The sequence below is a fragment of the Reyranella soli genome, assembly GCF_007992495.1.
Taxonomy (GTDB): domain Bacteria; phylum Pseudomonadota; class Alphaproteobacteria; order Reyranellales; family Reyranellaceae; genus Reyranella; species Reyranella soli.
The window spans coordinates 1-20,243 of the sequence record NZ_BKAJ01000106.1 but is presented as its reverse complement, the minus strand read 5'-3'; the positions used below and the strand labels follow the sequence as shown (position 1 = coordinate 20,243).

Sequence of the window (20,243 nt, the reverse complement as noted above, 5' to 3'; positions counted from 1 at the left end):
GACCCAGATGAAGCGCGCCTTTCCACGGTCCCGCCTTCTTCCCGGTTTACGCTGGTGCCGGCCCGATATTTTGAGTTCAGTGGGTCTCGATCCGGCTAGCGATCCCCTGGCCGAGGTCTTCAGGCCCGCCCCGCTCGGACGTGTGGTCAAGCGGCGACCATCGCGAGAGGTGCGAGCACAGGCGCATGCCATCCGAGACGCTGTGCGGGCTGCCGATTGTCGGAATGCCACCGTCGACCAGTTGCTGCCCCTTGTTCGTGAATACCCTCAAAGCGAGGAACTTCAAAAGATTGTCGCGCGACTCCTGACCGAGTTGAATGACGAGCGGGCGCTCGAGGCATGGCTCGGCATCAGCATGCGATTCCCTGCATCGATGGATGCATTCCGCAATCTGGTCGATCTCGTGCTGCGGAGTAAAGGCAAGGCCGCGGTCCGCACGATTGTGCGCGCTCGCTTTCCGCGCATGCCTGCCCGCCTTGATCAGCTCCTCGCCTATGCCGAGGCGTGTGATGCGATTGGACAGACCGATGACAGTGGAGCTGCCTTTGGACTTGTGGCCCGCGCGTTTTCGAAGCGAAAGGAGGCCTGGCTGCTTTTCGCAGCATGGCTAGAAGAAGAGATCGGCATGCACAGGTCAGTCGTCACCCTGCTGCGACGCATCGCGGCGGGAGCCTGGTTGGGGCCGCCACTTCTTCAAGAGGATAAGCGCTTGCATGCTGTAATCAGCGACTTTGAGCATGTCGATGCCGTCGCCCTGAACGGAAGCTCGCTTGCGTCGGTAAGGGTACTTGAAGCTCTCTTTGATCGCATTTTGGACGACCGTCGCAGGGCCTTGTCGGCGCCTGCGCCCACCTCCGGCAAGCTCGTACTGCTCACTGGCTCTTTGGGGGCAGGGGGGGCCGAAAGACAGTTTGTCACCACGGCTGTCGGCTTAAGGGCCATGAGCTTGCAGCAGCGGACGCTGCCGGATGGCTTGGTGCTGGACGAGGTACACGTGGTCGCGAGATCCCTAGTCGATCGGGAAGATGGATCATTCTACGTTGCTGATCTTCAGCGTGCCGGGATCCAGGTTGAATCGTACAGAGAATGGCCTGATTTTGGCGGTGATCTCGCGAGCTCGGTTGCGCGGCCCACGCTTCGCGCTCTTGGTTTTCTCCCTTGGTCTACGGCGGAAGCCGTCATTAAGCTGAGCGATCGGCTGAAGGAGATGAAGCCCGCGGTCGTTCACATTTGGCAGGATGGTCTTGTCTATGCGGCGGGACTTGCGGCTCTCCTTGCAGGAGTTCCGCGCATTGTCTTGAGCGGGCGATCGACACCGCCCCCAGATCGCCGCGAGAATTATCTTGTCGAGTACGACGTAATCTACAAGTCGCTGCTGCAAGCGCCCGGCGTTGTGCTTTCGGTCAACTCGCGCCACGCGGCGGGGCGGTATGCCAACTGGCTAGATATTGACGAAAGAGCTATTGTGGTTATGCCGAATGGCGTTGCGCCGCTGTCGATCGAAGCTGGCAGCGCGTCACCTGCGATGTTCAGTACGTTTGAAGCACGGACCGGGCAAGGCGCGATGACTATTGGCTCCGTCATGCGCCTGGATGAGGTCAAACGCCCTCTCTTGTGGGTGGATGCCGCTGCTGCAATCCTCGTCCGGGTTCCAACTATGCGCTTCATCGTGGTTGGCGATGGGCCGTATCGAAAGAGAATGCTCAGACGTGCGACAAAGCTCGGCGTTGCCTCGCGATGTCTCTTTGTCGGGCGAACGGCGGACGTTGGCTATTGGCTTTCGAAGATGGATCTTCTCATGCTTTTGTCGGAGCACGAGGGCCTGCCGAACGCCCTGATCGAAGCGCAGCTCGCTGGCGTCCCCGTCATCGCGTCCGCGGCCGGCGGCACCGCAGAGACGGTCATTCCAGGGAAAACGGGGCTCGTTACCAGCGTAAAGGCCACTCCCGATGAAATCGCGAACAAAATCGCCGCACTGGCCGGGGAGCCAGATCGGCTCAAGAATATGGCGAGCGAGGCGAGGACCTGGGCTATGCAGGCGTTTCCAATTCCGCGCATGTTGTCGAATACGCTCAATCTCTATGCTGCAGCCGGCGTTACATCAGAGCCACACGTAACGCGAGGAGAGAGCTGACATGAATAGCTCTCGCACCACCATGCACTCTCAAACACGAAAGGCTTGGGCGGACGCTATTCGATTGCAGTTTCGCGTCATTGCAGCCCTTGTTCGGCGCGAGACTCGCGCACATTTCGGAGAAAGTCGGCTTGGCTACCTGTGGGCAATCATCGAGCCGATGCTTCATTTGATCGTGCTCGGCCTGCTCTTCAGCTACGTCTTGAAGCGACACAGTCCTCTGGGTGGCAGCATGATCATGTTCATGCTGACCGGGCTGATGACGTATTTCTTGTTCTACAAGCTTGCGGCGTATGTAGCCGGTGCGGTGGCCGGAAACCGCTCTTTGCTGAATCTCCCGCCGATCAAGCCACTTGATGTCATGATTTCCCGGGCGATTTTAGAAGCGGCGACCTACCTGTTCGTTGGGTTCCTGATGTTTTTGGGCCTTGTCTTGGCAGGACATGGCGAGGCTATCCCGCGTCACCCGTTGAGCTTGGCAGCAGCCATTGCCGTCACGATCGCCTTCGGCTTCGGGGTGGGTACCATCAACGCAATCATTCAAGTGTTCGTAACCAACTGGTCGACGATTTTCGGTTTCCTGTTGAGTCCCTTGTTCCTCTTGTCTGGACTCTGGTTTCTCCCCGAGAGCGTCCCTCCGCCTTTTCGCGGCTATCTTTTGTACAACCCACTGATGCATTGTATCATGTGGGTCCGAAGCGGCTACTATCGTAACTACGATCCACCCGATTTGGACCGCGGTTACGCCGTCCTCTCAAGTGCTTTGACTGTCGCTATCGGGCTGATGCTGCTGCGGGCCACGCGCCGCAAGTTATTGGAACCGACATGATCGTGTTCGAGAATGTGCATAAGAGCTATCCGACACGGCTCGGACGAAAGGTCGTTCTCGATTCGGTAAATCTCGTATTGGATACTACGAAGAACATTGGAATTCTGGGCCTGAACGGGGCGGGTAAGTCGACCTTGCTGCGACTGATCAGCGGCACCGAGTTTCCGGAACGCGGCCGAATCCGGCGGGGTGTCAGCATCTCGTTCCCGTTGGGATACTCTGGGTGCTTTGCTGGCAACATGACCGGCCGGGAAAATGCCGCATTTCTTGCGCGAGTGTATGGCTTTGACGTTGCGCAGGTGGTTGATTTCGTCGAGTCGTTCGCTGATCTAGGGGAGTACTTCGATGAGCCCTTCAAGACCTATTCGAGCGGTATGGGGTCGAGGTTGGCTTTCGGGGCAAGCATCGCCTTGGAATTCGATGTCTATCTGATCGACGAGGCGCTGAGTGCGGGCGACGCCCGCTTTGCGGCACGCTGCCAGGCCGCCTTTCAGCAGCGGCTTGTCAATAGTCGGGTGATCATGGTGTCGCATCAGACGGAGACTTTGTTGACCTACTGTGACGTTGGCGCGACCCTTCATAAGGGCAAGTTGACCTACTATGACGATATCAAGCAGGCGGTGGCATGCTACAATGATATCGTGAACGAACCGATGCTGACGAACTGAACCGAGCGCTGCGCGAACAATGCAAGGCGAGCCGCTTCCCCAACAGCCCGAAGGTGAGTCGTCTGTTCCGCTCGACGCAGCGGAGGCAGTTCGCCAGACAACTGTTCGCGTCCTGAGCGAACGGATTGAGCTGGTGGGGATCGACCGGTCCGGGGCTTACGAACACTACAGCTTCTGGTTGTCCAAAGGCTTTCCGATCCGAAGCTACGAGCTCTCGATCCTGGATTTCGTGAAACGGCGCCTGCCCGACCTGAGATCGTATCATGAGATTGGCTCGGGCCTCGGCACAGTACCGTTCATGCTGGCATACGAGGGGTTTACGGCAGTTGGTGTCGAGCGTGACGACCGCAGACATCTCACGTCGACGACGATCCTGCGGGAACTGACGGCACAATATCCGCATATGGAAAACAACTGCCGTCTGGTGGGAGCTGAATTTCCGGACGCTGTCCTGGATCTCGATGTATCCGACTCCTTGGCGATCCTGACCGATTTCGTATCGACCCAGGATCCGAGCGCCTATGTCCGTTTGTGTCGTGAATTGGCAGGCTATCGTTACGTCCTGATGGACCTGCAGCGCTTCTGTGTAAAACGGGAAACTGCAGAAGAGCAGGAGCGCCTTGTCGAGGAGTTGGCAAAGTACGGGCTGGTACCGTGCTCCGGAGGCTTCGATTGTGGGAGTGAAGGAAGCTATCGGCTGTTCGAGGGCAAGCCGACCGAGGGACATCGTAAGGCGAGTGCGAAGGCGGAGCTTCGAAAAGGGACACTTCTCGCGACCGCGCCGAGCAAGCCGGGGGGAGCTACTGCACTCGCCCCACGGCAAGCATTGCAGCTGGTACCGGGCACGGATTTGAAGCCGGTCGCCGGGGGCCAACTGCCCCTCCAGGCGACACCTGTCGAGGTTCCCTCGACGTTGCGCGCGGCTCCCTTGCCACAGATGCCTCAACGGGCGCGCCGGGCGCGGTTCGGTGGCTGGCTCGGGGTGTCGGCGCTCCTTGTGATCGGCATTCCGACGATCCTGGCCATCGTGTACTACGGCTTCGTGGCGTCGAGCCAATATGTCACGACGTTCCAGTTTGCAGTGCGCGGGCCCTCACAGGCATCCGGCCGGACGATGTCGACAGCGATGACAGGTACGACGGCAATGTCGCCAGACGCCTTTGTCGTGACCGACTACATCAACAGTCCTCAGGCAATTGCTGATGTTGAGGGCCGCATTGAATTGCGAAGTGTCTTTTCGAAGCCGGGCATCGACTTTTGGTCGCGTCTGCCGGAGCACGACGTCAGTGCGGAGGAACTCAACGCGTATTGGGCGCGAATGGTGCTGGCGCACTTCGATATTGTGTCGGGAAACGTTTCGGTTTCGGTGAGAGCGTTTTCGCCCCAAGATTCCCTCGCATTGGCGGAAACGCTAATCGCCACATCGGATGAGATGTTTCGGCGGCTGAACACTCAAGCCCAGGAAGACATTGTTAAGCTCGCCAACGACAATCTCAATCGCGCGCAGCAGCAACTGGTGGCTGCCCGCGAGCAGTTGCTGACATTTCGAGAGAAAAGTGGCTTGGTTGACGCAGATAGGGAAGCGGCCGCCGGGGTAGCTATTGTCGATGATCTGCGCAAGCAGTTGGCCGGCTTGCAGGCCCAACAAACCGCCATTCGGACCGTGTCACCCAATTCCCCGAATCTCACGTCTTTGAATTCGCAAATCGCATCCCTGGAAGCCAAGATCAGGCAAGAGAGTCAGCTTGGCACCTCACAGGTGAAGGCAATTTCGCCGGAAGCATTGAGGGGATTTCAGTCATTGGATGCGGAGCGCCAGTTCGCAGAGAAAGTCTACGGCGAAGCCCTGAGTCTCCGCAGCCAAGCCTTTATTATGGCGCAGAATCAGCAATCCTATCTGGCGTTGTTTGTGAAGCCCAAATTGCCTCAAACGTCGCTTTATCCGGACCGAGTTAAGTCCATCTTCGTTGTCGTTCTGGCCGCCGCTGCGGCATGGTTCCTCGGTATGCTCGTTGTGTACGCGGTTCGCGACCATCTGGCCTAGAGGTTTTTGCAGGAGGTGGTGGACTGGGCGCCGCGCACCTCTGTGTGTAGTACCCTCGGGGCGCCTGGCTATCGGATCTCGTGTCGCGATGCGAGCGAAAACTTGATGATGCCGCGCCGCCGGCTGATCACCGCGCCCTTTCGGGCCGCCATCGCCAGCAGCTCGCGATTGAAGAAGAGACGGTCCGAGCCAAAGAACCCTCTTTGCCATTCTTTGTTGAGCTTGAGGTAGAGGGTGCCAGGATATTCGAGGTGATGGGCGAAGAGGTCGTCGAGGAGAAACGCCCATTCTGCCAGTGTCCAGTAGACCCGCCGGCCATCCCGGTCATCCTTGTCGTTGAACGTGACGTCGCATGCCGTGATCAGGTCGAACTTCTGCCCCAGGTTTGGCAGCAGCGCTAGCGGTGTGACCCGGACGATGGTGCGCTGGATGCCGAGGCAGGCGGCGATGCCTTTGTAGAGTTCGTTGTCGATGTCGATCCCGACTACCTGATGGCCAAAGAACTGGCAGACGAACGGGAAATGACCGCCGCCAGTGCCAATGTCCAGCACGCGACGGGGTAGCCCTCCTTCGAGGCCGAGCTCATGTGCAAGGAGAAGCTTCTGCAGAGTGTAAAGGGCGACATCGAGATACTTGTAGCCCGACGCTGGATCGGCAGTGCGGAGGGCGTTCGCGTGCTCCTGGCTGAGTATCTCTAGGCGGGGACCGTCAACAGCAGCCATTAGCGCCAGCAGATCCCGCATGATCTCCCTGCGCCGGGGGTTCCATCTCAGCGCGGTCTTGAGCGTCCGCTCGAAGCTTGTTTTCGTAGGATGTCCGCCAAGCATCAGACCTTCAGGCCCTCTCCGCCGCGTGGCTTTCAGCCTCCCCAAATCGGGGCATGGGCTCTAGTGGGGCGATCTCGGCAAACGGGTTGTCATCGTCGCTCATCGGCTGGTTGCTGTCTTTGTCGATCCATGTCCTGAACCACATCTCGAGCATCACCAGGGCCCACAGGCGAGTGCCATGCTCCTGCCGCTGCGTGTTGTGCTCGGCCAGCATCTGCTGCACGAATTCTCGACGCACCAGGCGACGGTCAGCGAAACGTTCGCTCAGGAGGATGGCTTCAGTCGCCGAACGCAGGTTCTCTCGCATCATCTTGGCGATCGGGACGCGAAAGCCGACCTTCGGGCGGTACATGCATTCACGCGGCACGAACGGTTCGAGCGCGGACTTCAGCAGCGCTTTGCCTTCGTTGCCCCAGACCTTGCGGTTGCCGGGGATGCGCGAGACCCATTCGACCAGCTCGTGGTTGAGGAAAGGCGCGCGCGTCTCCAATCCGTGTGCCATTGCGGCGACATCGACCTTGGTGAGCAGATCGCAGGGCAGGTAGGTCTCGAGATCGATCCGCCCTGCCTGTTCCTCGGGGGTCAGTCCGTCCACGACCCACTCAGCCAGGCCGTCGTAGGTGCAGCGATCGAGATAGGGCAACATGGTAAGGTCGTAGCCCGCCAGCTTTTGCCGTTCGCGGAAGGTCTCCATGAGGTAGCCATAGGCATCGCCGGCCGCGCGGCGATGGCCGTCGAGGCCGTTAGGCGCATAGAGCTCCGGCAACTGCCGGCCGCCGCCGTTGCGCGAAAGCTGCGCGCCGTAGCGGAAGTAGCGAGCGTAGCCCAGCAAGGTCTCGTCAGCGCCGTCGCCGGTCAGCGCCACGGTCACGATCTGCCGCGTCTCCCGCGCCAAGGCGTAGGTCACCAGGGCCGAGGAGTCGGCGAACGGCTCGTCATAGTGCCAGGCAAGCTTGGCCAGGCTGCCGACGATCTTCTTGTCGTAGGTGAAGACGTGATGGTTGGTTCGGTATCGCTCTGCGACCAACGTGGCGTAACGGGTCTCGTCATAATCGCCGAAGCCGAAACCCGACGAAAAGGTCTCGATCGGTCCCTGGTGTGTCGGCGCCATCATCGCCACGACCGCGCTCGAATCGACGCCGCCGGACAGGAACGCGCCCAGCGGCACGTCGGCCACCCGGCACAGGGTGACGGCGTTGCGGATGCGGTCGATGAGCTCACGCTTGAGGTCGGCGTCGCTGCCTGTCACCGGGTTCTCGCCGACGGCCGGAAGCTGCCAGTAGCGCTGGAGCAGAGGTGGCCGGCCGCGGTCGCATATCATCAGATGGGCCGGCGGCAGCCGCTTGATGCCGGCAAAGGCCGTCTCGGTTCCGATTATGTAACTGAAGCTCAGGAAATCGTGCAGGGCGGATAGATTGGGCCGGCGTGGCACGCCTGGCCAGGTGAGGATGACCTTGATCTCCGACCCGAAAAGGATGCCATCCGCGCGCTCCAGGTAGTGCAGCGGCTTCTCGCCGAAGCGATCACGAGCGGCAACCAGCCGCCCAGCATGCGAATCCCAGATGATAATCGCAAACATGCCCACTAGCCGCGAGAACAGGCCTGTTCCCCACGCGCGATAACCGTTGACGATGACTTCGGTGTCGCCGGTGCTGCGGAAGCGGTGGCCGGCAGCGACCAGTTCGCCGCGCAGCTCCCTGAAGTTGTAGATGGCGCCATTGAAGATGACATGGACCGTGCCACTTTCGTCGTGCATCGGCTGGTCGGCGGCGGCGGACGTGTCAATGATTGCCAGCCGGCGGTGCGCCAACACGACGCCATGATCGGTCCACACGCCTTCACCGTCCGGCCCGCGATGCCGGAGGACATTAGCCATGGCAATGCCACGCCGATGCAGCTCGGCTTGCGGTACTGCCGTGGGCTGCATCAGCAAGGCGGCGGCCAGTCCGCACATCTGTCTACTTCTCCAACACGATGTAGTAGCGCATGCGGCTGGTCGTCGTGTTGACGATCCGGCATCCGAGGTGTCTTGGCAGGTCGTTCACGACCTTGGGGCCGATGTAGATCGGTTCACCGGGACGCACCGCCGCCTGGACATCCTCGCCATAGCGCTGCGCGGTGAAGAACAGCCGCCCGCCTGGCCGCAGGACGGCCAGCAGCTTGCGCAGGGCATCCAGCGGCCGCTCAACATGTTCGAAGGCCTCGCAGAAGCTGATGAAGTCGACGCTGTCAGCGTCGAGGATGGCGAGCAGATCGTCATTGTCGACGTCGAAGACGTGCGCCTCGATACCTTGCTTGCGCATATGGGCGACATACTTCTCGGCCAGCTCGAGGCCGACCAGGCGCCGCCATCGGTGCGTGTTGCGCTGGCGCGCCACCTCGAGGTACTGGCCGATCCCGCACGCGGCATCCACCATCACCGTGGCCTTGGCCGGGATCCAGCGGGCGAACCTGTCATATGCATCCTCGTAGCCTTTCCACTCGGCCGCGGTCTGCATCTTGCGGATGTAGTGGTCGGTCTTGCGATAGCCTTCCTTTTGGTGGCTGGGCACGGGATTGAGGAAGATGCTCTCGCAACCACTGCAGAAGTCGAATCCGTAGAGGGTGCCGGGCACTTGCAACGTCGGTATCTGGTCGAAGTACCCGCCGAACACCTGGATGGGCTCAGGCAAGGTTGTGGCCGGCATCCGCCACAACGGTTCGATGTGCTTCGAATGGCAGACCGGGCAGGTGGTCAGCTGCTGATCACCTGCCATCGAAAACAATTGGCCGCGTGTGCCGATGGGGCCGAACTGTATGGTCGGAACGCGCGCGGAACCGTCTGAGGCGCCGGCCACGCTGGGCGCTTCTGCGGCGGCCGCAACCGGCAGGGCGCTACGCGTCCCGACCGCCCGGCTGCGGAATCGCCAGTATTCATAGGGTGCAGAGAAGTACAGCTGTTCGACCGGCCTGAAGTCCGTTGTTCTCAGCATCTCGAACAGGGCATCGCGTTCAGACTGGTCGTTTCGAGTTTCGCCGAATCGCGCGAGGTCCAGGATCAGCTCGTCGAACGATGCAGCTGCATGCGCGATCGCACGATAGTTCTCTGCGCTATAGGAGCTCGTGATGTTGGTGCAGATGCCGACATTGATCTTGTCTTCGGCAAGAGCCGTGCTGGGAAAGGTAGCTGGAAATAGCCCTGCGGGAGCGAGCACGAGGCTGTTCTGCAAGGCTGGATACTGCTGTCTTTGTTGATCGAAGTGCCACTTGCAGGCCGCATGGCGCCGAAGGTTGCCTTCGAACGCGAACACCTCGAATCCGAGCCGTGCCAGCAGGATCGCAAGCCCACCCCAGCCGCTGCCGATCTCCACAATTCGCGTAGCGGCAGCAGGATAGCGCTCGCAGATCGCCGCAGCGACGGCGAGTTCGTACGCTTCCAGGGTTGTGTGTCCGGAAAGCTTTGTCTGGTAGAGGTCGTCGACGGGGAAACGCTCTCCTTCGCCGTTCATCCAGGCGCGGTGCATGGCCGCAAGTTCTACGGATACGGCGTGGGGCGTCGTCGGCGCAAGAGCGGGCTCGAAGGGGGCTGCCACATCAGCCGCCTCTGGCGCGTCTTGACTGCCAGTCGACGGGAAGTTCGCTTCAGGCAGCGACGCTGTGGCGACGCGCGGATCCGAGTAGGTTTCGACCTGTCCGCCATCGAGGGAGTGCAGATGCTGCATTACTTCGTTTACTGTCACGAACTTGAGCTCGATGCGGGCTCGGTCGCAGGCACGTGACAGGCAGTCGAAGATGGCGATGATGTCCGGGTGGCAGTGGGGGATGCAGCCATCGCCGTCAGCCAACCGGTAGTCGGACTTCATCGAATGGGCGTGTGTCTTGACGAAGAGTTGCTTGCCAAGGCAGACGGACTTGCTGAGCCATGTCCCCACGACGCGTTCGGGCGTCTTGAATAGCGTCCGATTCGCTGCGCTGTAGTAGTCCAGAGACGAATGGGTTGCCTTGATCGGCGAGTTCCAGATGAAGAACCGCCCGGGACCCATGACCCTGCTTTGCGCATCGACAGGCCGTGGATCCGAGCGCGGATCGTCATAGGCTCGTGCTAGGTCGATCGGCTTGCAGGTGAAGGGCCTTTCGAGTCTTGGATCGCAGTAGCCGCGGCCAGCAGGGAAGGAGAAGTCGCCGAGCCCGCCGTGACGCATGATGATCGACATCTCGTCGCTGACCTGGCAGATCAGCGGATCCGATGCGTTGAGCGCCCAATTGCCGTGGACGAACGCCCACCGCTCGAAGGGTCGGCCGATCTCGCGCGCGATTGCCTCCTTGGACAGCTTGAACAGCAGATCCAGCCGTTGTCGGTCTGCCTCTGACGTGCTGCAGGCATTTACCCAGCGCGATACGGGATGGTCGAAATGCGATGTATTGCGCGTCCAGAATTCATGATGGACGTGCAGGTGCATTTCGTGACTGTCGGCTGTTACCAGTGGCCGGATGGCATCGCGCGTCAGCCTTTCGTGCCGCTCGGAGCGGCCGTTGAAGACGACGCGATCGCCTGATACGTGCGAGTCGGCCGGACCGATTGGCCCGTCACTGTCGAGCCTGTAGGGGACGAACACGTTGTAGAACAGGCTCAGGCGGCGGGCATAGCGATTCGCACGTGCCATTTCCGCCATGCGTTCGACGGCACGGGCGCTGGCGTTGTCGATGCGCACGGACCACGGCTCGAAATGGTCGGTATGGAAATAGTAGACCGACTCGCAGCCGCGACTCTTCAACAGGTCCGCGAGAGCCTCCGTGGTCATCCGAGCCGCTTCTTCACGTGTTGGTAGAATGAGTCCGGCGGCGAGGTGGCGATCGGCACGGCCGCGAGCCCTTGGGCCGCGATTCTGTCGACCAGTCGCCGCCGCTCATCAGGAGAATTCCTCACGACGCCGAACAATCGCGTGTCCAAGATGACGTCGCCGCAGGACGCGAACGACGCGATCACACGGGTCGTCAGTTCATCGGGCCACGTCGCTCCGCAATTGGTAAAGATCAAGACCGTATCCGGACCAAGTAATGCCGTTCCGTCGAGAACCGTCGGAAATTCGCCGGCAATGAGCGTATAGCGCTCGGCCACGGCAGGCCATGCATCTTTGACGGCGCGCTGCACGCGGATAGCGGTTCGGAACCTTTGGTCGTCCTGCTCGATGCCGGTGACTCTGTAACCCGCCGTGGCAAGCGCCAAAGCAAGAGTGCCCAGACCAGTGCCGGCATGGACGATCTGCCGGCCTCCAAGGTCGAAATTCGAGAGCACATAATCGAAGATCGCCCGGTCATAGAGGCTGAGGGCGCGGCCCTCGTTTTCGATGCGATCCTGGTAGAAGGCATACAATCCGGCAGAAGCTCCTTCGGACTTCAAAAGATCGACCATCACCCTATACAGGTAACCGTCGAGAAACGAGAGGTTGGCGGTGGTGGTGACGAGAGGCGGCACGAAGGAACTCCTAGGGACAACAAGCGGGTGTACCAATAACACGCTTCGTGGGGGGAAGCTGGGAGCGCAGCCTGCAGTCAGAGGGCGTTTCGCGGAGGTGACAGGCCGTAGACTTCCAGAGTTAGTCGCAGCATGGCGTCTAGCCCGAAGCGCTCTCGTACAAAGGTTGGCGCCTCGGCATGGGCCCTAGTCATCCAGGGAACTTGTAGGCAGGAAAGTGCCCGATCGGCGAGCGCTTGCGCATCGGCGTTGGTCACCGCCCAGCCGGTGACACCTTGCCATATCGTCTCCCTTACGCCGCCGACATCGGGCGCGACCACGGGCACGCCGAGAGACTGGGCCTCGAGTAGCACATTGGGCAGACCTTCGTGTCTTGACGTCAGCATGACAACGTCCATCGCCTTGTAACAAGAGGCGATTGCATCGATGCGGCCCGGCAAGTGCAGCCGGTCGGAGATGCCCAGGCGCGATGCGCAGTCGAGCATGTCCGTGCGCATCGGGCCCTCGCCGCAGACGATGAAATGCACCCGAGGATCGCGGCGGAAAACTTCGGCTGCGGCTTCGACCCAGAGGAGGGGCCGTTTCTCTTCGCTCATTCGATAGACACTGCCGACAACGGGCGCATCCACCGGCACGCCGAGCTCTCTTCGGAACTGGATCGTGCGCTGCAGGTCAACGCTTTGGGCGAGTCGATCGAAATCGATACCGTTGTGCACAACCTCGATCGCCGATGGGTCGAGGCCCAGCCAGTCCGCGTAGTCGGCGGCGCCCGCTTGGCTGTTGTTGGTAAGCACGATCGACGGATGACCAAGTATGGCTCGATAGCCCTCCTGCATGAAGCGCTTGAGGCGGCGTCGCGGATTGTCCGGACGCACGCTGCGGGTCGCGAGCACAATCCGTGGGACGCCGGCGAGAAGTGCTGCCACAACGGCGGTCAGATTGGTGGCGTCCTGCCAAGCGTGCACGACGGCCGGTCGCCTGTGCCGGAACTCCGCCAGCCAAAATGCGATGAGCCCGGCCATGTCCGGGGGGAACGACCGGATGAGCTGGGCGTGCGGTGCCACATGTCGTGCGCGTAGGCGCGCTTCAAGCCCGGAGTCGGGTGGCGTGACGATCTCGATCGGCATCTCCGCCAGCGACGGGAGGAAGAAATCACGGCCGGTTCGTCGTGCAAGCGATATGCAGAACAACGAGGTCTCCAGCTGCAAGCCAAGGTCGCTAAGGCCGCGCAACTGGTTGACGAGCTGCCGTTCGGCGCCGCCGGCAGCGAGTGACGCCGTGACGGTGATGACGCGTTTCGGCTCAGGTTCGTATGGGATGACGTCGCGGTCGGCGATTTCTCGCACCAGCCGAAACAGGCGTTCCGGCACCAAAATTTCCGCAGATGCAGCGGGCGCGCCCGAAAGACCGCGGTGATCGACACCGACCAGGTTCAAGACGTGAATTGTATCGACGAGTTGCTTTGCGATGGCCACGTCGGCAGGCTTCAGCTCCCGGGCAGCGAGCAGGTGATGGAAGGCTGCATCGACGATGCCCTGCCGCTGGTAGTGCAGGCCAAGTCTCGCCCTGTGGCTTGCTTCCTTCGGCTCGGCGGCGATCGCGCGCTCGAAGTAGTTGACGGCCCTTAAATGAAACTGGGCGGCTTCTGCCGCGCCGCCGAGGTGGATCAACGATTGAGGCGAGGTTGGCAGCGCAGCCTCGGCGCTGGCCAATGCTTCCAGCGCCTCGTTCTCCCGTTCGGCGCTGGCAAGCATGAAGATCAATTCATGCCAGGCGTCGGCATTCTGCGGGGCTTGGGCACAGACCTTTTGCCAGGCTGTGATTGCCTGTTTGGTTCGGCCGAGTTGCCGCAATATGCGACCGCTATAGAGCAGCGCATTGGCGTTGGTCCGATCGAACGCGAGAACCTTCTGGTAGGCCATCAAGGCCTCTTCGGGTCGGTCGAGCTGATCGAGGCATCGGCCGAGGCCAAGCAACGCGTCGCTGCGCTGCGGGCTCACGCGATGCAAGGCTTCGAACAGCTTGGCGGCAACATTCCAGCGCGCCTGCTTGAAAAGAAGGCGAGCCAAGCCGGTCAGGGCCATGGCGTCCATCGGTGCAAGTTTGAGCGCCAAGCCGTACTCGTATTCGGCTTCGGCGATCCGCTGGTCGCGCTCCAGTAGTTGCGCGCGCTGCACAAGGGGAAGCGGCGCTGACGGATCGCGTTCGGCGGCGCGCCGCCAGACTTCGAGTGCTTGCTCGGTACGTCCGGGGACTCTCGACAGGAGCTTTGCCAGGTGCGAAAGCGAATGCCGCTCCTTCGGAAGTCGCTCCAACAACTGGTGGAGGATGGCGTCGGCACGTTCCCGTTCTCCCGCTTTTTGATAGAGCTGGGCCAGCTCGAGGTGTGGCGTGGGATCTGCCGGCTGGCGCGCCATCCACTCCTTGAAATGGTCGGTGGCTGCTGCGAGATCGGTTTCCGCCAGGATTTGCCCGTACCCGCAAAGCGCCTCCGCATGGTCCGATTCGCGGTCCAGGACTTTTCGGAAGAAGCGGAGCGCCTCGCCATTGTCCTGTTGGCGTCGGCGAATCCGGGCCATCTGCAAAAGGGGCTCAGTCGACAGCCACCTTGAGCCGTTTGCCTGATGGCCCGCCATCAATGCAAGGACGCGTTGATACTGCTCCGCCGCCTCATCGACGCGGCCGCTGCGTTGGAGGGCGCGCGCCAATTGGAGGGCGGGCCGGCTGCGATTCGGCTCCATGTCGACGACGCAACGCCAGATGTCGACAGCCTCATCATAACGACGGCCCCGGAGAAGCAACCGGCCCAGGGCACTCAGCGCCGATTTTCGCTGCGGGGAGCGCGCGAGGACGCTCCGATAGACCCGCTCCGCTGCATCGAGCCTCCCGGTACGGACATGCCGTTCGGCAAGCAGTACTTGCCACTCCCGGAAGTCGAAAACCGCACTTAGGAGCATCCCCCTTGCCGCCGGTTGTGGGCCCTGAACTGCCCGATAGCCGATATCCCAATTCAGTTGGGTACGCAGCCACCTTGCTGGAGTCAATCGCTGTTTGCTTCGGCCTCATCGAACCCTTACCCTTGTCTGCCAGGGCGAAGCGGGCAGCCTGTTTCGCCGTCGACACGGCATCGTCAGGCAGCGCTACCTCGGCCGCCCGTGTCCGGAGCGAGGATCGGAATCGTCAGGCTCAGGCAGCGCCGGCTTGCCGAGATGCCAGGAGGCGCTTGGTGCAGCCTACGAAACTTCGTCAATCCGCGTTGACGATTTTAACTGCACGATCGAGGGAGAGGCGACGCCGAGCGGCCACCTGGACGGATTGACGGGCTACCACGCCTCGGCGTCTACCCTTGACGACGCTCTTGGCGGCTTCAAGTGGCCATTGCTTGGGAAGAGCGAATTGGGAGCAAAATAACGCTGACCTGACCCTGGTTCGAGGAATTAATTACCGCGAGAATAGTGCAATTTCTACCTGATTTTTCTGCAACGACAGGTGGGCTCATCGGTGTAAGGAAGCGTCGGGCATAGAGGAGCAGCGTTGGCCAGAGCCAGCATAACGAGTTTTGGATACGGAGGATGACTCAATTCAGGCGGATTCTTCGTGAGATGTTGCGGCCGCTTGGCCGCCGGTTTCCGTTGCCTTGGCTAGGGCGCAGAAAGCTTGCAGAAGGAAGGGCGGCCTTCAAGGCGGGCGATCACCCGGCCGCCGAACGCAGCTTTCTGGCTGCCTTGCAATTGGGTGTTGGAGAGGACACTTGCCGCCTGCACTTGGCCAGGATCTACAACCGGAAGGGTGACTGGGAAAAGGCACTGGAGCAATGGTCGTGGTTGCTTCAAAAAGATCCAGCAAATTTAGAGGCGCAACTCCAAGTCGCGCGAGCCCAGCTTCGATTACATCACTTTGCGGAAGCAATTCTCGGATTCCAAACTGTACTTACTTTGCAGCCGAATCATGCCGAAGCGCAACAGCGCCTGCGCGATCTTGAAGCTTCGAGCAATCATGGAACGGCGTCTGGACCCACTGCTGCCTCAATGCTGCTTGACGAGGGCAAAGCTGCATTCAAAGCTGAAAATCTTGCGCACAGTGAGGCGACTTTTCTGAAGGCGATGGCCGTCGGAGCCGACGAGGCAGAGTGCCGGCGACATCTCGCGAGAATATACAATCTGGAACAGGACTGGAAAAGGGCGCTTGAACAGTGGCTATGGCTACGCGATCTGAATCCCAAGGAACTAGAGCCGCAGCTACAGGTGGCTCGCGGGCAGTTCCGCACTGGTCGGTTTGCGGAGGCTTCCGACAGTTTCAAATGTGTGTTAGCTCTAGCGCCCGATCACACCGAGGCCCAGGAGGGGATAAAGCAGATCAGCGCAATTCGCGAGCAAACCGTCGCTTCGCAAATGGCGGACGATCGCGAAAGTTGGGTGTCAGTGGTGCCGCCAAATCTGCGCTGGCAGGTCGCGTCGACCTCGCTCGAGACTAGCGTTGGTGCGGTCGAGGCCGCTATCGATTTGGCCTTGCGCCAGATCGCGACTCTACCGAGCTGTGTCCACTCCTACGGCGACGCTGAAGGCGAGCTACGCGCTCATCGGCAGCTCTATGCATTACAAGCTGAGGCCCGGATCGACGAACTGTCGCGGCAACTAAGGGAAGTGAAGCGCACACTCCAAGTGCTAACAAGAAGAACTGGAAAAATGCTTGATGCGTTCGAGGATGAGGTCGCCGATCGAAAACGCGTCACGCCGAGTGAGCACCGATTCTTCCGCGTCCATTCGGTTGACTCAGTAGCTAAGAGCGCTGTCGATATTCATCGCAGTCGCGACTTTGAAACTGCTGTGATGTGGCTTTTCCGAACGAATTCAGTTGATGACAGGCAGAGCTTGCTAATGAGCTTTGGTGATGCGCTGCGCGAGTTCGATCGGCTCTCGGCGATCCGAGCGTATTGGTTGGCTTTTGGAGCAAGCCCGACATCAATCATGGCGGAGAGGATTGCTGCCCGCATGTTTCAATCGGGTGATCTCACGAATTCCAGTGCGCTCGTAAGGCTGGCGCCATCGGTAGCTTCATCAGCAGTCATTGAAGAAATGCGTTCAAGCATTTCGATTTTCAATGAAGGGATAGACATCCCACCTGCTGAACACGCGACCGGCGATTTAAAACGGCTGGCTTATGTCGCTTCCACGTCGTTACCGTTTCAAGTTGCTGGCTATACCGTCAGAACGCATCAGCTACTGAGTGCGCTTGCAGGATCGGGTGTCGATTGCATCTGCTTCACCCGTCCTGGATATCCTTGGGATCGACCACTCACAGCAATTGCGAATGAAGAAGGGGAACAGGCGACTCACGTCATAGGCCCGGTGACCTATGTGCACACTCCACTACCCAGCACGCGGGAACCTGAAAAGCTAGTCGAGCTGATGAGTAACGCGCTTGAGCAACATTTCAGAGCATACGGCTGCAATATCGTACAGGCCGCATCCAACAGCCGAAACGCTCTGCCTGCACTGATTGCCGCCCGACGTACTGGCGCCAGATTCATCTATGAGGTGCGTGGGTTGTGGGAGCTTTCCGCTGCGTCACGATTTCCAGGTTGGGAAGCGACGGAACGGTATGCCTTCGATCGCAAGCTAGAAGTGCTCGTCGCAGCAAATGCTGATCATGTGCTGACGATCAACGAGGGGATAGCACAAGAACTCATTGGCAGCGGCCTTGCAAGCGACCGAATATCAGTCCTTCCGAATGCCGTTGACTCTAGTCGATTCCTACCGACGCCGAAGGCACCCGCACTGATGGCTTCGCTCGAACTCCGGCACGACGATTTTGTCGTCGTCTATGCAGGATCTCTCACATTCTACGAAGGTTTGGATGACCTTATCACTGCAGTCTCCCTCATGAGGCAGCAGGGCACTTCCGCCAAAGTTGTCATCGTCGGCGACGGGGAAGCACGCGACGAACTTCAGGGACTTGCCATCAACCGGGGCATACAGCACGCAGTGATTTTCGTAGGTCGTCAAAGTCCAGATGAAATCTCAGCCTACCTGTCATTAGCGGATGTAGTCGCGATACCGCGAAAGCCGTTCGAGGTCTGCAAGGTGGTCTCGCCGCTCAAGCCTTTCGAAGCGATGAGCATGAGCAAAGCCGTGATCGTGAGTGACCTACCAGCACTGAGAGAAATTGTAATTGACGGTCAAACTGGACTGATTTGCAAGCCGGCTGACCCGCAGGATTTGGCAAGAACATTGACGAGAGTACAAAGCGATCCGGAGTTACAGCAGCGTTTAGGTCAGGCAGCCCGCAAATGGGTTATCGACTGCCGTTCGTGGGCTAGCAACGCAGAAAGGCTCGGAAACCTGTATAGCAATCTGGGAAATGCTGGGACGGCTCAATGATGTTTGCCGAGCTCATCTTGCCAAACGTTCGCCATGCTGGCTCGAGCAAAGCTATCGTAAAGACGAGCGTAAGCAGATCAGCTACAAAGGTGAACCTTGTCTTCCTTTCGGTTGTGGGCGACCGGTTTGATGGTGGGAACAGTGGGCTAGAGCGCGAGGAAATAGCATGACGGATCTTCCAGCCGATAAGGGGTACAAGTACGTCCCTGAGGATCGCAGCAAGCGCGCAACTCGGATAGCCGACGAGATCGAACGCTTGGTTGGCGTTTCGGGTTTACGCGTGCTGGACGTTGGCTGTCACCGAGGCGAAATAGCGACCGCACTAGCAGATCGTTACGGTTGCGAGGTCATAGGAGTAGACATTGAAGCTCAGCCAAATTGGGATGAGCTGAACCAGCACCCGAGAATCAAGGTAGTTGAGGGTGACATTGCGCAACCGCTCTCGAGTCTAGCGAACGAATCCTTCGATCGCATCATCTCGATCTCTGCTTGGGAGCACATTCGGCATCCATGGTCTGCACTTCAACAGTGCCAGAGGTACTTAAGGATTGATGGAAAATTTTACCTTTTTAGTATGCTGTATCGATCTGCAGGTGCATCACACCTATTGCATAGGATAGAGGAGCGCTGGCCGCATCTCCTCTTTCCACCGGAAGAGATTAGGGAACGGCTGAATGTTCCCAAGCTTGGTTACGCATTCTGGTGCAATAAGCTTACGTATCAGCAGTACTTGTTTTACTTTCGTAAGCTTGGATTCCATGTAACCTTTGAGAGATTCAATCAGGACATGTTCGACCACAAAACGTTTAGACAGTACGAGCAGCGCCTCGAATTGTATCCTATGTGGGATCTGAAAACCGACTTCTTCAAGGTTGTTCTCGAGTTCGATAGCGCACACCCAAAGCAGCCAATCGCGGATATGGTGTATCGTTTGCGGCACCCCTCAAGCTGAGAACGCGGCCACAATGTCCTGCATTCTGTGCGCTTCAAATGTAAGAGACAGCGTCCTTGAGGGCTTGAGCGTAGGTCCGGAGTATAGGGACATTGGGCGTCCGATATTGTACGGTGATGAACTCGTGGATGTTGCTTGCCCGAGTTGTGGGTCGCGAGTCCGCCAGCGCGCGCTTGCGCAATTGCTAGCTCGTGCCGAGCCTTTTCTAGATCGATCGACTGAGGTGTTACTGGTGTCTGCATCAGCACCGGAGCGTCTGCTTGTGAGCAAGTACTGGCGTCGTACCTTGCATGTATCATTGCTAGCAGATTGGAAGGATCCCGACTGTTTAACCAATGTCGACATTACTGATATGCCGCAGATAGAAGCAAATCGCTTTGGTTTAGCGCTGGCATTGTGTGTGCTGGACTACATTCCCAAAGCTGGTCGGGCGGTGGCCGAGGTTGGGCGGACTCTGAAGTTAGGCGGCACCTTTATCTATTGGATTCAACCGTATCGCATTGATCATCGCCTAGGTAGCGGTACAAAGGTCCGGAGCTGGCAGGCTTATCGAGATCCAGATCATGTCTATGGAAACGCGGGAGAAAGTCGCGCGTGTGCCGGTTCATCCATTCCTGACTGTCGGTTCGGGCCAGGCGCTATGGCTGGATGGGCCAAAGGAGCCGGTCTGATTCCGGGTATCGTCCGCATCCGCGATCATCTATCGGAATTGTCGACTGTCTTTCATACCGCCAAGAAGCCTCATGATCCTGGGCTGCTACGCTAGCGCTTTCCGGACAAGTTGAACTTTGCACGTCACGTGATGGAGTGGACGGCCCGTGCGCCGATGACTTCACTCGGGAAGGCTTGGCTCTGATCGTCGACAACTCGCTCTCGGGCATCGTAAGCGATGTAACCGTCCGATGTGGGCCGCCTTGAGCTGATACTGCTCGGAGACATTAATGGATAGAGCGT

General features: G+C 59.5%; 12 protein-coding genes. 7 read left to right on the top strand and 5 right to left on the bottom strand.

Going from position 1 to position 20,243, the window contains the following annotated elements; translation table 11 throughout:
- Positions 1–7 precede the first annotated feature (7 nt).
- Genes RSO01_RS28870 through RSO01_RS28855 form a run of 4 tightly spaced genes read left to right on the top strand, consistent with a single transcriptional unit; the run spans position 8 to position 5,675 of the window.
- Positions 8–2,134 (top strand): glycosyltransferase, encoded by a 2,127-nt coding sequence (locus RSO01_RS28870; RefSeq protein WP_147154026.1) that lies wholly within the window; start codon positions 8–10, stop codon positions 2,132–2,134.
- Position 2,135: 1 nt separating this feature from the next.
- On the top strand, positions 2,136–2,963 hold the full coding sequence (locus tag RSO01_RS28865; RefSeq protein WP_147154025.1) for an ABC transporter permease: 828 nt from the start codon (positions 2,136–2,138) through the stop codon (positions 2,961–2,963).
- On the top strand, positions 2,960–3,631 hold the full coding sequence (locus RSO01_RS28860) for an ABC transporter ATP-binding protein (RefSeq protein WP_147154024.1): 672 nt from the start codon (positions 2,960–2,962) through the stop codon (positions 3,629–3,631). Before RSO01_RS28865 ends, RSO01_RS28860 begins: the two co-directional genes overlap by 4 nt.
- Positions 3,632–3,650: 19 nt before the next feature.
- Positions 3,651–5,675: a KpsE/RkpR family capsule polysaccharide export protein gene (locus RSO01_RS28855; RefSeq protein ID WP_147154023.1), complete on the top strand. Its 2,025-nt coding sequence runs from the start codon at positions 3,651–3,653 to the stop codon at positions 5,673–5,675.
- A 68-nt stretch (positions 5,676–5,743) separates the two neighbouring features.
- On the opposite strand, the gene RSO01_RS28850 is transcribed toward RSO01_RS28855, so the two are convergent.
- The 5 genes from RSO01_RS28850 to RSO01_RS28830 all read right to left on the bottom strand — a co-directional run bounded on the left by RSO01_RS28850 (position 5,744) and on the right by RSO01_RS28830 (position 14,914).
- A complete protein-coding gene (locus RSO01_RS28850; RefSeq protein ID WP_147154022.1) occupies positions 5,744–6,418 on the bottom strand; it encodes a class I SAM-dependent methyltransferase in 675 nt (224 codons plus the stop codon).
- Between the two features lie 91 nt (positions 6,419–6,509).
- A complete protein-coding gene (gene asnB, locus RSO01_RS28845) occupies positions 6,510–8,456 on the bottom strand; it encodes an asparagine synthase (glutamine-hydrolyzing) (protein WP_147154021.1) in 1,947 nt (648 codons plus the stop codon).
- Between the two features lie 4 nt (positions 8,457–8,460).
- Entirely contained in the window at positions 8,461–11,283 is a 2,823-nt protein-coding gene (locus tag RSO01_RS28840) for a methyltransferase domain-containing protein (protein WP_147154020.1), read from the bottom strand.
- Positions 11,280–11,957 (bottom strand): hypothetical protein, encoded by a 678-nt coding sequence (locus RSO01_RS28835; protein ID WP_147154019.1) that lies wholly within the window; start codon positions 11,955–11,957, stop codon positions 11,280–11,282. The genes RSO01_RS28840 and RSO01_RS28835 overlap by 4 nt, the downstream gene beginning before the upstream one ends.
- A 77-nt stretch (positions 11,958–12,034) precedes the next feature.
- Positions 12,035–14,914: a tetratricopeptide repeat protein gene (locus RSO01_RS28830; RefSeq protein WP_147154018.1), complete on the bottom strand. Its 2,880-nt coding sequence runs from the start codon at positions 14,912–14,914 to the stop codon at positions 12,035–12,037.
- Positions 14,915–15,529: 615 nt separating this feature from the next.
- Here RSO01_RS28830 and RSO01_RS28825 point away from each other — a divergent pair.
- From RSO01_RS28825 to RSO01_RS28815, 3 genes are all read left to right on the top strand, one after another.
- A complete protein-coding gene (locus tag RSO01_RS28825; RefSeq protein ID WP_147154017.1) occupies positions 15,530–18,337 on the top strand; it encodes a glycosyltransferase family 4 protein in 2,808 nt (935 codons plus the stop codon).
- 166 nt (positions 18,338–18,503) lie between these two features.
- Entirely contained in the window at positions 18,504–19,289 is a 786-nt protein-coding gene (locus RSO01_RS28820; protein WP_147154016.1) for a class I SAM-dependent methyltransferase, read from the top strand.
- A 262-nt stretch (positions 19,290–19,551) separates the two neighbouring features.
- Positions 19,552–20,055 (top strand): class I SAM-dependent methyltransferase, encoded by a 504-nt coding sequence (locus tag RSO01_RS28815; protein WP_147154015.1) that lies wholly within the window; start codon positions 19,552–19,554, stop codon positions 20,053–20,055.
- The last annotated feature ends 188 nt before the right edge of the window (positions 20,056–20,243 follow it).

Bases quoted from the DNA above. Each gene is read 5' to 3' on its own strand.
- asnB (WP_147154021.1), bottom strand. From the start codon at position 8,456: ATGTGCGGACTGGCCGCCGCCTTGCTGATGCAGCCCACGGCAGTACCG.
- RSO01_RS28830 (WP_147154018.1), bottom strand. From the start codon at position 14,914: ATGCTCCTAAGTGCGGTTTTCGACTTCCGGGAGTGGCAAGTACTGCTT.
- RSO01_RS28870 (WP_147154026.1), top strand. From the start codon at position 8: ATGAAGCGCGCCTTTCCACGGTCCCGCCTTCTTCCCGGTTTACGCTGG.
- RSO01_RS28825 (WP_147154017.1), top strand. From the start codon at position 15,530: ATGACTCAATTCAGGCGGATTCTTCGTGAGATGTTGCGGCCGCTTGGC.
- RSO01_RS28820 (WP_147154016.1), top strand. From the start codon at position 18,504: ATGACGGATCTTCCAGCCGATAAGGGGTACAAGTACGTCCCTGAGGAT.
- RSO01_RS28855 (WP_147154023.1), top strand. From the start codon at position 3,651: ATGCAAGGCGAGCCGCTTCCCCAACAGCCCGAAGGTGAGTCGTCTGTT.
- RSO01_RS28850 (WP_147154022.1), bottom strand. From the start codon at position 6,418: ATGCGGGATCTGCTGGCGCTAATGGCTGCTGTTGACGGTCCCCGCCTA.
- RSO01_RS28865 (WP_147154025.1), top strand. From the start codon at position 2,136: ATGAATAGCTCTCGCACCACCATGCACTCTCAAACACGAAAGGCTTGG.
- RSO01_RS28840 (WP_147154020.1), bottom strand. From the start codon at position 11,283: ATGACCACGGAGGCTCTCGCGGACCTGTTGAAGAGTCGCGGCTGCGAG.
- RSO01_RS28860 (WP_147154024.1), top strand. From the start codon at position 2,960: ATGATCGTGTTCGAGAATGTGCATAAGAGCTATCCGACACGGCTCGGA.